A 14,352-nucleotide genomic window follows, 5' to 3' on the forward strand; every position below is an offset into this window, starting at 1 on the left:
TTAATCCTCACCTTTTCTGAACATGTGAGTGAAACCGGAGTCGTAGAGTAATGATTCCGTTTCCTTATTTTTACCCGGAAGAATGAGAAAAATGGTCTGCCGTTTGAAGCCGTTCTCTTCTGCTGTTGCAGCAAGGTTGCTCAAAGTTGTTTCAACTGATTTTTCTTCGGGCCAGCCTATACGGTATCCGATGATTACAGGTGTTTCCGGTCCCATTCCGCCTTTGACAAGTTCTTCCTGAATTCTGGAAGGATTGCCTGCGGAAAGATAGATGGCCATAGCACTGCCATGCATAGCAAGCTTTTCCAAGCTTTCACTTTGCGGAACAGGTGTGCGGCCTTCCATGCGGGTTATGATAAGAGTCTGTGTGCCGCTTGGTACGGTGAAAGATGCGCTGGAGGCCGCCGCAGCGGCGCAGGCAGAAGTCACGCCGGGGATAACTTCATATTCAATTGAACTTTGTTTAAGCAGTCTGGCCTGTTCCTGTACAGCTCCGTAGAGGGAAGGGTCGCCTGTATGAACGCGGGCAACAATGTTACCTTTTAAGGCATACTCAATCATGATGGAGTTTGTTTCTTCAAGTGACATTGCCGCAGAATTTTCAATGCGCGCATCAGGAGAAGCTTCGGCAATTACCGCTTCCGGCACAAGTGAACCTGCATACAGCACAAGCCCTGCCTCGCGAATTATGCGTTGACCTTTGACTGTTATGAGTTCGGGGTCTCCCGGTCCTGCTCCAATGAAATATACTTTGCCCATAATTTATGACTCCGGCTTGTCAGCCCACATTATTGTGACGGGATTTTGCGCTTTAAAACGGATATCGCCGGCGAGTTTATCTGAAATACTGGCTTGAAGCTGCATAGCCTGCCATTGCCATCCTAATTGTTCAAAAATTTCTTTTGTGCGTTGAACTGAACCCATAAGAATGGCGTGAACTACAATACGCCCGCCGGGTTTGAGTCTTGCTGTTGCTTCAGTTATTGTTGAACTGTCTTTTCCTATTCCTCCGCCGATAAAAATTCGGTCAGGGTCGGGTAGCTCTGCTAAAGCTTGCGGCATTGTTCCTTGAACCGGTACAACCGTGAAGGCTCCAAATTTTCGCACATTTTCTTTTATCATTTCAAATCTATCCGTGTCCTTTTCTACCGCAAAAACTTGTGAATTTTTCGCAAGAAAAGAAGCTTCAATAGAAACTGAACCGCATCCCGCGCCGAGGTCCCATATTGTTTGTCCTCTGCTAAGCCCCAGCAGGGCGAGACCCGTAGCGCGAACAGGAAGTTTTGTAATAAGCCCTTTCTGGCGTGTAAAATCATCATCACTGCGCCCGATAACTGGATGGTTGCAGGAGCAGTGCCCAACCGTAAGCATCACAAGATTTAGGTCTGAACATGTGAAGTCTAGAAATTTATCCAGAGGTCCTGTGGTAATTTTTTCAGACGAAGTACCAAGCTGATCCAGAACCGTCATAGTGTAATTTGCAACACCTTTTTCGAGTAATTTTTTTGCGATTACAGCAGGATTATTGATATGATCGGTATACACTGCGCAGTCTGCTACGCGCTGCAATGCTCCGAATAGAGGGGAGGAGTTTGTCCTGCCGTGGAGCGATATGATTTCGAAATTTTTCCATCCCTTGCCTATTTTCGCCGCGGCAAGCTGAACAGTTGATACACAGGGAATAACGCAAACGCTGTCGCTGCCGAGATTCCTGATCATGCTTTCTGCTATTCCGAAAAGCAGCGGGTCTCCGTCAGCCAGAAGAACAATTCTTTTCCCAGACTGACGCAGTTCATCAAGTTTTTCTGCAAATGCTGCAACCGGGGTAAAGAAAGTCAGGAGTTCGCCATTAAACTCAGGGAATTTATCCAGCAACCGTTTGCCGCCTGCCAGTACATCCGCTTCGCAGATGATCTGACGTGATGATTCCATCGGTTCCAGACTGCCGGGATGTAGGCCTATTATGTGTACAGCGTGTTTCATTTAAGCCTTATACAATGGAAATTAAAGATGTGAAAGGAGCCATATTCACGGCACTGTGTCCTATATATATCACCCAAATCAAGCTCAATATTTTCCCGTCAAAGTCAAATAGACAGTACTGAGTAGATACATTATAATATACTGTAAATAAATGTTCTTTACATTTTTAGATTACCGATAAGTTCCGCTTTAAATGTGACTATTAGCTCTTAATTGGTTATTTCAGCATATTACCGTCAAAGTCAAACAAGCAATACTTAATTGACATGCTGTCATCCCCTGTGAATGAAGTAGCATTGCGTTTTGCCTTATCGATCAGTGTCGTGATGAAGAGTTGTGTTGAGCCTTGAGGGATCATTTCAAAAACTTGTCTGGCGGTATTGGCTCCGGCTATTTCTTTTGTAATTGCGGAAGGTATATCTAATTCTTCGCACCATCTGGCTAGCCGCTCAAATTCAATATGCCAGTCTTTCGCGTGGGTGTAAGGGAATCCCATGGCGTGCTTGACCAGCTTACCGATGAAAAGCGACCAGCGAACTTTGCGAAAACCGCTTGCTTGCGCTTCAAGCATTGAGAATTTAAAAAAGTCTGCGGCTTGAATCATTGCCAGTTCTTGTGTGTTTGGAAAGTGCTCCAGATAGAATCGCTCGCTTCTCCGGCCGGTAGTGAAGATTATTTCTTCAACTCCCGCGGCTTTCGCAACATTTATTCCCTGCGCAATAGACGCTTTCCATGACGCATGGCTGAAAGGTCTGACGATTCCCTGCGTCCCGAGAATTGAAATCCCGCCGATAATGCCGATTCGTGCGTTCATGGTTTTAAGGGCGATAGCTTCACCTTGCGGGACTTCTATACGTACTTTGATGGTCCCTGTAAGGCTTGGTGTCATCATGGAAGCTTCTTTCAACACTCCGGCAATGATCTGTCCCCGAGGGGCCGGATTGATAGCAGGTTCGCCAACAGGCACAGGCAACCCGGGCAGGGTAACTTTGCCGACTCCTGTGCCTCCTGAAACCTCAACGCGGATTTCATTCTCATCTGATATTAGCTCAACAACTGCATGAATTTCGTGTCCGCTTGTAGCGTCCGGGTCATCTCCGCCGTCTTTAATAACTACGCCGCGTGCGCATGTCTTTTCTAACTCGACACGTTCAACAGGAATTACGAGAGTTCCTTTTTCAGGAAGAGGAATTTCTATTGATTGCGGTTTAGATCCGCCAAGCAGAACCCGAAGCGCGCTCATTGCTGCGGCTGTAGCTGATGAACCTGTGGTGTACCCTTCGCGAAGATTTTCTCTCATTCTATGCCTTTACTTGTCAGAAGGGGATTTTAGCAGGCTGCCACGGGTGAGCATTGCACTGCCGAATTTTTCACGTACTTTATCAACAGCTTTATCAAGCTGGTCCAGTTTTTTGTCGTCACGCACATTCTGTTCAGGTTCCAGCAGTGAAAGCTGTCTGCTGCGCTCTTCAAAATTTGATATTCCTATTCCGATGAGTCTTACAGGCCCGAGACAGCCTTCTGCATCAAGAATAGCGCACCCTGTTTTATAAATAATTCCGGCATTTGATGTCCGCTGGTCTAAAGTCTTACTGCGGGTAATCTGCCGGAAATCAGGGAATTTAACTTTTAAAGTTATAGTACGTCCTTTCAGCCCATACCTGCGGACATCTGCCGCAATGCGTTCGGATTGACTCAGCAGCCATGTTTTTAGAATTTGCGGGTCGCGAACGTCTTCCCCGAAGGTGTTTTCTGCGCTGGAAGACTTCATCTGCCCGCCTACAGCCACCGGAGTGGGATCAATTCCCGAAGCTTTGGCATAAAGAACACTTCCGCGTTCACCAAATCTTTCCTGCCAGAATTCAGGAGGATAACGGAGCATATCCGCGGCATACTTGATGCCGAATGACTGGAAGCGCGGCAAGGCTTTTTTACCAACACCGGGTATTTTTTCAATGGGAAGTGTCTTTAAAAACTGCTCAACTTCATGAACTTCAATAATGGAAATTCCAGCAGGTTTTTTTAAGTCTGAGGCTATTTTCGCCAGAAATTTAACAGGCGCAATGCCTATGGACGCGGTGAGTCCTACTGTGCTTAATATTTCCTGTTTCACGCTTTCCGCCAGTGTGAGCGGTGGTCCGAAAATTTTCTCTGTTCCGGTGATATCGAGGTACGCTTCATCAATTGAAGCCTGCTCCACAACAGGTGAATAGTTTCCAAGTACAGCCATGACCTGTCGTGAAATCTCTTTATACCTACTCATTCTTCCAGAAACAAGAATCAGCTGAGGGCAGAGCTTTAAAGCCTGTTGCGAGGGCATTGCCGAGCGGACTCCGAATTTTCTGGCTTCGTATGAAGCGGTGCTCAGCACGGAACGTTTGTGAGATGAGCCTATAGCAATGGGTTTACCGCGAAGTTCCGGATTATCCATTTGCTCTACGGACGCGAAAAAAGCATCCATATCAAGGTGCATAATATATTTTTGCATGGCTTTTCTCAGAGTCTGAAAAGAGGCAGTCCTGAAGTCTACGACTAAATTTTTTCCTGCTTGGAAAAGTTGATACATGCTTCAACAAAGTTTTTAGCAAGATCAGGATTGCTTGCAAAATGCAGGTGGATATAGCTTCCCAAGGTGTTTCCTTCAGTTAAGAATCCTTCTGCTTTTATGTCGCCATTTTTCCCGTGGACAAGAAAACATTTATTTAAATCTTCGGGCATATCCGCAAGAGCTGAATAATGGAATTCGTGTCCTCTGGCGGCAGTTCCGGCCTTGCCCAGTATGCAGTCACCTGACAGTTCAATTTCTTTGTAGCCGAGGGCCTGAAATCTGTCTTTCATGGTTGAGCGGAAAGGGAAGACTCCGCACATGGGGAAAACTCGATCCCCTTTAGAAATGGACTCCATCAGGTACATGAAGCCGCCGCATTCGGCATAAACCGGTTTGCCGGATTTTGAAAATTCCGCAACGGCGCGCCGCAGACGGGTGTTTTGAGCTAGGTCGAATGCAGACAGCTCAGGGTAGCCTCCGCCGAGATATAGCCCTGAAAGATCAGGAGGTAATTCTTTGTCGTTTATGGGGGAGAACGGCACAAGTTCGGCTCCGGCATATCTGAGCATGCGGAGATTTTCCTCGTAGTAGAAAGAGAAAGCCTCATCCTGTGCAATTCCGATTCTGGTATGAGGAATCATGGGAAGTTCGTCAAAGCGCGGCGGCATCGGGATATCCGGCAGAGCTTCTAAAATAGTATCAAGGTCGAGATGTTCTTCAACCCAGTCGGCAAGGGCAGAGTATTTACCTTCAAGATCTTCCAGATGTTCAGCTGTGATCAGCCCTAAATGGCGGGAAGGGGTTTCGATTTCATTTCTTTTCGGCAAACATCCTACAAGCGGGATGTCTGTAAGTGAAATGGCTTCTTGAAGTGTCTGCGCGTGGCTTTCACTGCCGACTCTGTTAAATATAACCCCGGCGATTGCTGTTTCAGGGTCAAATTCGCTGAACCCTTTAATCAGTGCCGCTGCGGATCTTGCCATCGCACGGGCATCCACAACGAGTATTACCGGAAGATTGAGTTCTTTTGAAAGATGAGCGGTGGAACCTGTTTCTTCCAGAGCTGAAAAACCGTCGAAAAGACCCATTACTCCCTCAACAATACAGACATCTGAGTCCTGAGAGTATCTTGAGAAGATATCGCGCAGCACTTCTCCTGAAAGCATCCATCCATCAAGGTTGTGACAGGTCTTACCGGCTGCTCTTGAATGATGACCGGGGTCGATAAAGTCCGGACCTACCTTGAATGGTTGCACTTTCAGACCTTTGCGGGCGAAAGCAGCCATCAGTCCGAGGGTGACTGAAGTTTTGCCGCATCCGCTGTGCGTTCCTGCTACGATAAAGCCTTTAATAGAGTTCATATATTTTCTATAATGTTTTTTGTATGATCAGCCTAGCTTCTTTTTATCTAGGTAGGCGATAAATTTAATAGCTTCTTCAAAATCGGCTCTAAGTTCCAGACAGGTCTTTAATGCTTCACGTGTTTTAGCGTAGTCTTTTGCTTCAAAGTAGGCTCTTGCAAGATTGTAGTGCAGATTTTCATCTTCGGAACTGAGAGACAGAGCCTTGCTATAGTACTGAATGGCTTGCGGAATCATTTTTGATTTACGAAGACTTATCCCGAAATCATTAAACAAATGCTTATGCTTTCCTTCAAAGGCTGCGTCCATGGAGATGAGTCTGGCAAACACATCATTTGCCCGTTCTGTTTCACCTCTTTCCATAAAGCAGAGTCCCACTCCGAAATTCCCGCGGACGTTCAGTTCGTCAACTTTAATCGCATTTGTATATTCCATTTCTGCGCTGTAGGAGTTGCCTTGTTTACGGTGTCTGTCCGCACGGGCGAGTGTTTTCTGCAAATCCTTCATATTAGGAAGAACTTGTTTATGATACATTTCCGGCTCAGGCGTATAGTCAGTCAAAAGTGAGTCTCGTGAAACTTTTTCCGAGTTTCCGGTAGGAACAAAATTGCTGTTCAAAGGGCGTACTTCGAACAGATCATCTTCAAGCTGCTCAATGAAGTAATAGCCTATCTGCGCAACTTTTCTTGAAGTTGTTCCTGTTCCTACTTTTGCTATTTTTTGGCGGGAAAAAACCCCTGTTAAGTCATGAATCGTATTGGAATCAGTCATTTATATACTCCGAAAATAATATAGACAATTTAGCTGTTATAGTAGCTGTCTTTTGCCTCATTGAGAAGGGCGATTTATTCATTCAACAATTATTTCTTTGGGGATGATTTTTCAGCAATCCATTTGATTTGCCGGCAAATACCCATAAGTAAATTGAATTCATTTCTTTTAATATTTATTCTGGACATGAACCGTTTAACGGGAAGCATCCAGTAGTCGGAATTCTCTTCTTTCAAAAAATCAATTGCCAATAAAGTTTCTTGCAAATTGGCCGCCAAAATTTCCTGTTCTTGAAATGTGGTGATTCTTTCTTCAGGCGGACCTGCCGGAGTGAACGGCGTTTCAAGGGCTTCTTTAAAGCATTCGTAAAGAATTATAAGAACAGCCTGTGAAAGGTTAAGTGAACTGCTTTCTTCACTTGTCGGAATATTTATCAGTCTTGAACAAAGTTTTGTTTCATCGTTGGTCAAACCTCTGTCTTCCGGCCCGAATACAAGGGCAATCTTTTCTCCGTCCTTAAGCTGCTGCACAATTAAAGGCGCAGCTTCTGCGGGAGTCAGTACCCCTTTTCTCCATCCGCCTGTACGGGCTGTAGTTCCATAAATTTTGGAATGATCGGCAAGAGCGGTTTCAAGGTCAGGGCATATACGGGCTTTTTCAACTATTTCATGACCTTTAGCGGTAGCCAAAGGCATGGCCCTCTCCATATTCCATAGCGGTGGGTTGACTAGAATAAGATCAGAACAGTCCATGTTTCTCATGGCACGGGCTGTTGATCCGACATTCTCAGGGTATTTGGTCCCGAAAAGTACTACACTGATATTTTTAAGCATATTTTCTCCGGGGGCAACAATAAAAAGGCTTTTTGTACCCGTGGAATAATCTTCAGAAAAGCTGAATTTAATTTGTGGATTATCACATTAGCAGAAAGTAGGTGGAGGCTTAATAGATTTATCTTTCACACATGTCCACTGTATAAAAAAGCGGGCGTGGACTTTATGGCCAGAATAGAAAGTATTACTATATTACTTAGAATGCTTGACCATTTTTGATGTCAGCAATAGAAAAGGGTATGTAATTGATCAGTCAATCATCTGCAAACATTTTCAACGGGGGTTCAGGTATGGCTCTTTTCACAAAAGAGGAAGCTCTAAGGTATCATAGTGACGGTAGAAAAGGTAAGTTGGAAGTTATTTCCATCAAGCCTTGCAATACCCAGAAAGATTTATCTATGGCATATTCTCCAGGCGTAGCTGAAGCTTGCCGCGCAATACACGCTGATGAAGATCTGTCTTACAAGTACACAGGCAGAGGAAACCTTGTTGCTGTTGTTTCTAACGGAACCGCGGTCCTTGGACTGGGTAATATCGGTCCTGCCGCAGGCAAGCCTGTTATGGAAGGCAAAGGTGTGCTCTTTAAAATTTTTGCTGATGTTGATGTCTATGACCTGAATATTGATGCTTCCGATCCTGAAAAAGTCATTGAATTTTGTAAAATGATTGAGCCTTCCTTTGGTGGTATTAATCTTGAAGATATTAAAGCCCCAGAGTGTTTTGAAATAGAAAGAAGACTTATTGAAGAAATGGATATTCCTGTTTTCCATGACGATCAGCATGGAACAGCAATCATTTCTACTGCCGGAATTTTGAATGCTCTTGAAATTACCGGTAAAAAAATTGAAGAAATTAAAATTGTTGTTTCCGGCGCCGGCGCTGCAGCAATTGCCTGCTCTAAATTATATGTGACTATGGGTGCACGCCCGGAAAATATTTATATGTTCGATTCTCGCGGACTTCTTTATGAAGGCCGTGCAGGTGTAACCGGATTCAAAGCCGACTTCGCCCAGAAAGAAAATGCAGGATCACTTGCTGACTGCATGGTCGGCGCAGATATGTTCCTCGGACTCTCTGTTAAGGACGCAATTAATCAGGAAATGGTTAAAACCATGTCTAAGGGCGCAATCATTTTTGCCTGTGCTAATCCTGATCCTGAAATCTCTTATCCTGATGTTAAAGAAGTCCGTCCTGATATTCTTATGGGAACCGGACGTTCCGACTATCCTAATCAGGTTAATAATGTCCTTTGTTTCCCATTCATTTTCCGCGGAGCACTGGACTGCCGCGCGACCACGATCAATGACGAGATGAAGTTGGCCGCAGCTCAGGCTCTTGCCGCTCTTGCCAAGGAACCTGTCGCACAGGATATTTGTGATGCTTTCGGTGTGGATAAACTTGAGTTCGGCATGGATTATATCATTCCGAAACCTACAGATCCCCGCGTTTTAACCCGCCTTGCCCCTGCAGTTGTCAAAGCTGCTATGGAAACAGGTGTTGCCCGCATCCAGATTGATCTTGACCAGTACAAAGCAGATCTCGAAGAACGCATGGCCGCTTCTAAAGCTCGTGGTAAAATGGTCGTTGACTCATTTAATTATGACTTTTAATTAAACTTCCAGCCTGTTCTTTTTGCAAAAAGAGAGGCAGAGCTACTTTGAACCGATTAATAAAACGGCTCGGTCATCAGTAAAATGATCGAGCCGTCTTTTTTTTTGTTCAATCTAATGCTTTGCAAATCACAAGTATGAAAGTATTCTAATTAAATGAAGCGCATTGAACTTACAGAAAAACAGATTGCCTTTGTAAATTCGTCAGGATTGACAGAACAAGAACTTATTGAATTGTTAACAGGGGACGGTTTGATCCCTGCTGAACTTTTGGAGATTGTCCAAAAGGTTGCTGCGCATACTGCGCAAGTCTTAGAAAAAGAAGATTCCTGATAGTCTGATCTGTGTATTTTATACCTGACAAATGAATGCTATCTTTTACGTTTGCTAACGGGAAAAACATCTCCTTCCTCATTCACTTCTCCTATCAGCTCAAAATCAGGAAAAAATTTCGGGTCAAAAGTATAAGAGTAGTAATCCCTGAATTTAATCAAGTATGTTTTCCACCCATATTCTCGTCGCGCACTAGCGGCTGCCTTTATTGCATCTGCCATTTTATACTCCGATGATTTTACAGTTTGAGACTTGCTCTAAGAATTTGGGGAAATGTTCTCAAAATTTTCGTCTTCGGCGTTTCCGTTATGGAAATAATTTGGTTCAGATAAAATTGAGCTGGCTGAAGCTTGGATGGTTGAGCTGTTACCAGTTGAGAACCCTTTAAAAGCCTTTTTTAAAAATGATTTTTTATTCCTGGATGAAATGCTGGCGGTTTGAGTCATGTCGCTACTTCCTTTGTTCTTGGTGATTGTTTATGTTGAGATAAATCTATACTGAATATGATAATCAATTTCAATCAAAAACAGTCTTTTTTTAAATTAATCAATAAAAAAGGTTCTTCTGCTATTCAGAAGAACCTTTTTAAATTTGTAACAAGCTAAAATATTGCTTTATATTTTAGAAAGAGCGGGTTTTACCCGCTCTAATTTAATTATATGTCAGGAACTAAACATCCTTAAGTTCTACAATTAAAGATTGCAGCTCTGAGGATAGGCGGGCCAGATCAGAAACCGCCTGCATTGACTGACTCATCGCTCCGGCTGTTTCCGCGGCAATACGGTTTACTTCTTCGGTGCCACGGCTGATCTGTTCACTGGCCGCAGATTGTTCTTCACTGGCAGTGGCTATAGCACGGACCTGATCAGCGGTTGACTCGACAATTTCCACAATGCTTTTAAGACTATGCCCGGCTTCACCGGCAAGCTTCGTGCTTTGGTCGACCATAGTTGCCGCACTGTTCATTTCACTGATACTTTTGCGTGTTCCACCTTGGATAGCTTTTACCGCTTCTCCTACTTCATGGGTGGCCTGCATGGTTTTTTCAGCAAGCTTCCTAACTTCATCAGCTACGACTGCGAAACCGCGACCGGCTTCACCTGCGCGGGCCGCTTCGATGGCCGCATTCAGTGCCAGCAGGTTTGTCTGATCAGCTATGTCAGTAATGACAGTGATTACTTTACTGATACCTTCCGCTTGTGAACCGAGATCATTAAGTCCTGAAACCATGATCTTCGTTGCATTATTTACTTCATTGATGGATGAAACGACATCGGCGACAATTTTACCACCTTCTTCTGCATTGCCCTTGGCTTCCATGGCACTTTCCGCTGCCCTTGAAGCGTTTTGAGCAACTTCCAGAACGGAGGCATTCATTTGTTCCATTGCTGTTGCAGATTCAGATGTCCTGTCACGTTGAATTTCAGTTCCTCTGCTGGATTCTTCAATCTGAGATGCCAGCTCTTCGGATGCGGAGGTAACCTGTTCAACAATACCTTCAAGCTGTCTTGCCGCGTGTAGCATTCCTTCTGCTTTAGCTCGTTCGGCCTTCTCTTTTGCTTTACGTGCATCTTCTAACGCAACTTCTGCGACTTGTGTATGATGCTCAGCTTCTTTAGTCTTCTCTTCGGAAGTTGCAATGAGCTCAACAAGGCTTTTTACCATGCTGGATAATGCATTATATAAAGTGAGAAGTTCTCCGCCAAAGTTGCGAACATCCGGTTTAGAGTCGAAGTTGCCGTCTGCAATATCCTGAGCAAAGCCGACCATACTGTTGATAGGTTTTGACACACTGCGAGCAATGAGAAACGCTACGATTAGTACTAAGCAGATGCCGACAATGGATAAAATCGTGCTCACTATAAGGAATTCATGAGATTCTGCGTCAATAGTTTGTATTGGAATCGCTAGACCTATGGTCCAAGGTGTACTTGTTCCTTGAATAACGATCGGAGCAAACAGGAAAAAGTAATCTTTCCCATCAAGGGGAGAAATAATATCTTTGTGGAAGGTTTTACCATTTGCGATTGCAGAGGAAATTTCGTTACGTTCGTTTTCAGGGAATGCTTCAGTGATATTTTTCCCGACCAGTTCTTTATCTGGGTGAGCAACGCAATATCCTTTATTGGAAGCCAGAAAAGCAAATCCGTTCCCCATCGGGTGAATGTCATCAACCATTTCCTGGAACGAGTTGATCATAAAGTCTATGCCGATTATTCCGATAAAGCTTCCGTTTTTGATTATCGGAACACTCACTGTCGCCATAGTTCCTTTAACAACACTCGTAGTATATGGTTCTGTCAGGATAGGACGTCGTGTGTCGCGAGGAATTTTATACCAATCACGGGTTTGAGCAGGGTTATGCTGAATCATATCTTCAGCTTTAAGCTCTCCGTTTTCGCGCCAGAAATATGGTCCGTATTCTCCGTTTGGACCATACCATTCCTTTGTTCCCTTATAATCGGCATCGCGACCATCAAACTTATTGGGTTCGAACACTACTTGTATTCCAAAGAAAGTGGGATCAGATAACGTAAGCTGTTTTATGAAATTATCAGCTAAAGTTCGATCAAACTTATCGTCGAAATCGGAAAATGTTATAAAAGCAGCAGCGCCAGCCTTAGAGGCATCAAGGGCTTTTTCTATGTTATTTTTAACCTGATTGCCATATCTGATTGCCATTTCATCAGCCATTTCCATAGCTTGATTTCTGGACATCTGTCTGGTTTTGGTAACAGTTATGCTTGTAAAAGTTACAAAAATTAAAATTACCAATACGCTGATACCTATGGCAATTTTAGGTCCGATTTTTAAATTTTTAAACATGTACCCCCCCGGGAACAAATAATTAAATCTTGAAAAGTTTTCTCTTATTTATCATTTTCATCTAAGAGAATGGTGATTTTTATAATAGATTTTTAAAAGAGGCTATATAATAATGACCAGTCTAGTAATATTATTCTTAGTCTAAGGTGTCACTGTTAGAAAATAAGTTCTATCCCGATCGGACAATGGTCAGAACCTAAAACATCCTGTTCGATCCACGCTTTTTTTACATTATCTTTGAGTTCTTCCGAGACAAAGAAGTAGTCAATTCGCCACCCTGCGTTGTTCTTGCGAGCGTTAAAGCGATAACTCCACCATGAATAATTGCCCCCATCAGGTTCAAACATTCTAAAAGTATCAATATAACCATGCGCCGTAAATTTATCCAGCCATTCCCGTTCAATAGGTAGAAAACCTGATCTTTCAGAATTTGCTTTAGGATTTTTGAGGTCTATTTCTTTATGCGCAGTATTAAAATCACCGCCGACAACAATCGGTTTTTTTTTGCGCAGTTCCTGTGCATATTCAAGGAAGCAGTCATAGAACCCTAATTTATACTCAAGTCGTCCGTCATCCATTTGTCCGTTAGGGTAATAAATATTAAACAGGTAGAATTGTTCGTATTCAGTAAGGATCACACGGCCTTCTCCCTGATATGCTTCATCCGGCAGGCCGTAAGAGTGGGAAAGTACAGGAGTGCGTGAAAAACAAGCTGTGCCGGAGTATCCTTTTTTGCCTTTGGACCAGTTCCAGAATGATTCATATCCCTTAAAATCGCGGTGGGTGTCCGGTATCTGGTCAGGGTGGGCTTTTGTTTCCTGAAGCATTACAACATCTGCATCGCTCTGCTGAAACCACTCTGTAAAATCTTTTTTTATTACAGCGCGATATCCATTAACGTTCCAAGAGTATATTTTCATTATTCAGTCCTTTTCGGCGATGGCAGTAATTTTTAAGTTTTTAACGAAAAAAGCCCACATAATGCGGGCTTTTCAGGAAAAATAAAACGGGATTGCCCGCAAATAAAACTAAGACTATTCGTCAGTTGTGCTGCTAGCCTTAATGAATCCGATGACTGCAATGGTCATCGCCAGACCTAGAAAAAACCAGAAAAAGCTCATCATATCCGTTTCCTCCATGTAAAGCTTGTCGATACAATCTAAGATTAATAGCAAAAAAAAATGAGCTTGAACAGCCTGTAGTCAAAAGAGGATTACTTTTGTGACTATTGAACTGATTAACTTATACAGAAAGATTCAGTACTGACCCTTTTGCAGGGGGCTTTAAATATCCTGAGTTCTGAATTTGATCCATCAGCTCACCCGCGGCGTCAGGTGCAGCCTGAGCTGTTATACCGGGATGAAGTTCTTCGGCTTTTTCTAGTGCCTTCTCCAATCCTTCTTTAAAAGAACTGAGTGAGTTGCCTTTTGTTTTCATAATCTGATCGATCATGCTTTCAATGGCTTCAGATGTTCCCGTGCCGAACTCCTCGTTCAGTTTGGCAAAGGTGTTACTGAGATTTATTTTTGCCGCAGTGCCCGGTTTTGCTGCAAAAAAATGTTCCTGCAAACCGTTTTCAAAATGATTGTTCATCACATTATTCAGGTTCGCGTTGAAGTGGTCCATAACCTTATCTCCGGCAGAAAAACCGAAGTTGCGGTCAATGAATTGAATGGACTGTAACAACCCGTTACTAAGGGATTCCTCAGTAACCGTGTCCCCTGAGTTCGCAATGACAATTCCTTTAAAGGCGGTAGCCGCATCTTTACCGAATTCACTTTCAATAAAGTTTGAAGCCTCAGCAAGAGCTCCGGCAAGTTCAGAAGGGTCTTTGGAAGACTGTCCGTTTTCCAAAGCTCCCTTCTGAGCTTCTGCGCCTGAAGTCTTAGAACTAACGGTTTTTTGAGCGATCAAATCGGCGAATTGTTCAGCAGTATTAACGGGTGGGGCCGAAACATTAAGGCGCGTCGCTCCCACGCCGAAAGTCCGGCTCCCGCCCAAAAGCGAAGCCCGACTGTCTTGCCAACTAGTTGCTCCGTAGGTACTTTTTAATGCTGATGCGTCAATTTGCATAACCGAATTCCGTC

General features: G+C 43.8%; 13 protein-coding genes. 2 read left to right on the forward strand and 11 right to left on the reverse strand.

All coding sequences use genetic code 11. The features are described from left to right. The 7 genes from cobM to B9N78_RS13170 form a co-directional block, all read right to left on the reverse strand. A complete protein-coding gene (gene cobM / locus B9N78_RS13140; RefSeq protein WP_085103015.1) occupies positions 1–759 on the reverse strand; it encodes a precorrin-4 C(11)-methyltransferase in 759 nt (252 codons plus the stop codon). A gap of 3 nt (positions 760–762) precedes the next feature. Further along, the gene (gene cbiE / locus B9N78_RS13145; protein WP_085103017.1) at positions 763–1,983 is read right to left on the reverse strand and encodes a precorrin-6y C5,15-methyltransferase (decarboxylating) subunit CbiE; all 1,221 of its coding nucleotides are present in this window, start codon (positions 1,981–1,983) and stop codon (positions 763–765) included. Between the two features lie 217 nt (positions 1,984–2,200). Beyond that, a complete protein-coding gene (gene cbiD, locus B9N78_RS13150; protein WP_085103019.1) occupies positions 2,201–3,283 on the reverse strand; it encodes a cobalt-precorrin-5B (C(1))-methyltransferase CbiD in 1,083 nt (360 codons plus the stop codon). Positions 3,284–3,292: 9 nt separating this feature from the next. After that, a complete protein-coding gene (gene dinB, locus B9N78_RS13155; protein ID WP_137982543.1) occupies positions 3,293–4,471 on the reverse strand; it encodes a DNA polymerase IV in 1,179 nt (392 codons plus the stop codon). 44 nt (positions 4,472–4,515) lie between these two features. After that, positions 4,516–5,892, reverse strand: a complete 1,377-nt coding sequence (locus B9N78_RS13160; protein ID WP_085103021.1) for a cobyrinic acid a,c-diamide synthase CobB — start codon at positions 5,890–5,892, stop codon at positions 4,516–4,518. A 27-nt stretch (positions 5,893–5,919) separates the two neighbouring features. Further along, positions 5,920–6,663, reverse strand: coding sequence for a tetratricopeptide repeat protein (locus tag B9N78_RS13165; protein ID WP_085103023.1), 744 nt, complete (start codon positions 6,661–6,663; stop codon positions 5,920–5,922). A gap of 89 nt (positions 6,664–6,752) precedes the next feature. Then, complete coding sequence (locus B9N78_RS13170; RefSeq protein ID WP_085103025.1) at positions 6,753–7,496, reverse strand: RNA methyltransferase; 744 nt, start codon at positions 7,494–7,496, stop codon at positions 6,753–6,755. Between the two features lie 290 nt (positions 7,497–7,786). On the opposite strand from B9N78_RS13170, the gene B9N78_RS13175 reads away from it, so the two are divergent. Then, entirely contained in the window at positions 7,787–9,106 is a 1,320-nt protein-coding gene (locus B9N78_RS13175) for a malic enzyme-like NAD(P)-binding protein (RefSeq protein ID WP_085103027.1), read from the forward strand. A gap of 156 nt (positions 9,107–9,262) precedes the next feature. Further along, the gene (locus B9N78_RS18185; protein WP_170921425.1) at positions 9,263–9,439 is read left to right on the forward strand and encodes a hypothetical protein; all 177 of its coding nucleotides are present in this window, start codon (positions 9,263–9,265) and stop codon (positions 9,437–9,439) included. Between the two features lie 38 nt (positions 9,440–9,477). Here B9N78_RS18185 and B9N78_RS13180 read toward each other — a convergent pair whose 3' ends face one another. From B9N78_RS13180 to B9N78_RS13200, 4 genes are all read right to left on the reverse strand, one after another. Continuing rightward, positions 9,478–9,660: a hypothetical protein gene (locus B9N78_RS13180; protein ID WP_085103029.1), complete on the reverse strand. Its 183-nt coding sequence runs from the start codon at positions 9,658–9,660 to the stop codon at positions 9,478–9,480. Between the two features lie 448 nt (positions 9,661–10,108). Further along, positions 10,109–12,265, reverse strand: a complete 2,157-nt coding sequence (locus B9N78_RS13190; protein ID WP_085103033.1) for a methyl-accepting chemotaxis protein — start codon at positions 12,263–12,265, stop codon at positions 10,109–10,111. A gap of 155 nt (positions 12,266–12,420) precedes the next feature. Then, positions 12,421–13,185, reverse strand: a complete 765-nt coding sequence (locus tag B9N78_RS13195) for an exodeoxyribonuclease III (RefSeq protein WP_085103034.1) — start codon at positions 13,183–13,185, stop codon at positions 12,421–12,423. A 322-nt stretch (positions 13,186–13,507) separates the two neighbouring features. Beyond that, positions 13,508–14,338 (reverse strand): hypothetical protein, encoded by an 831-nt coding sequence (locus B9N78_RS13200; protein ID WP_085103037.1) that lies wholly within the window; start codon positions 14,336–14,338, stop codon positions 13,508–13,510. Between the last annotated feature and the right edge of the window lie 14 nt (positions 14,339–14,352).

Source organism: Desulfovibrio gilichinskyi, from assembly GCF_900177375.1.
GTDB lineage: Bacteria > Desulfobacterota > Desulfovibrionia > Desulfovibrionales > Desulfovibrionaceae > Maridesulfovibrio > Maridesulfovibrio gilichinskyi.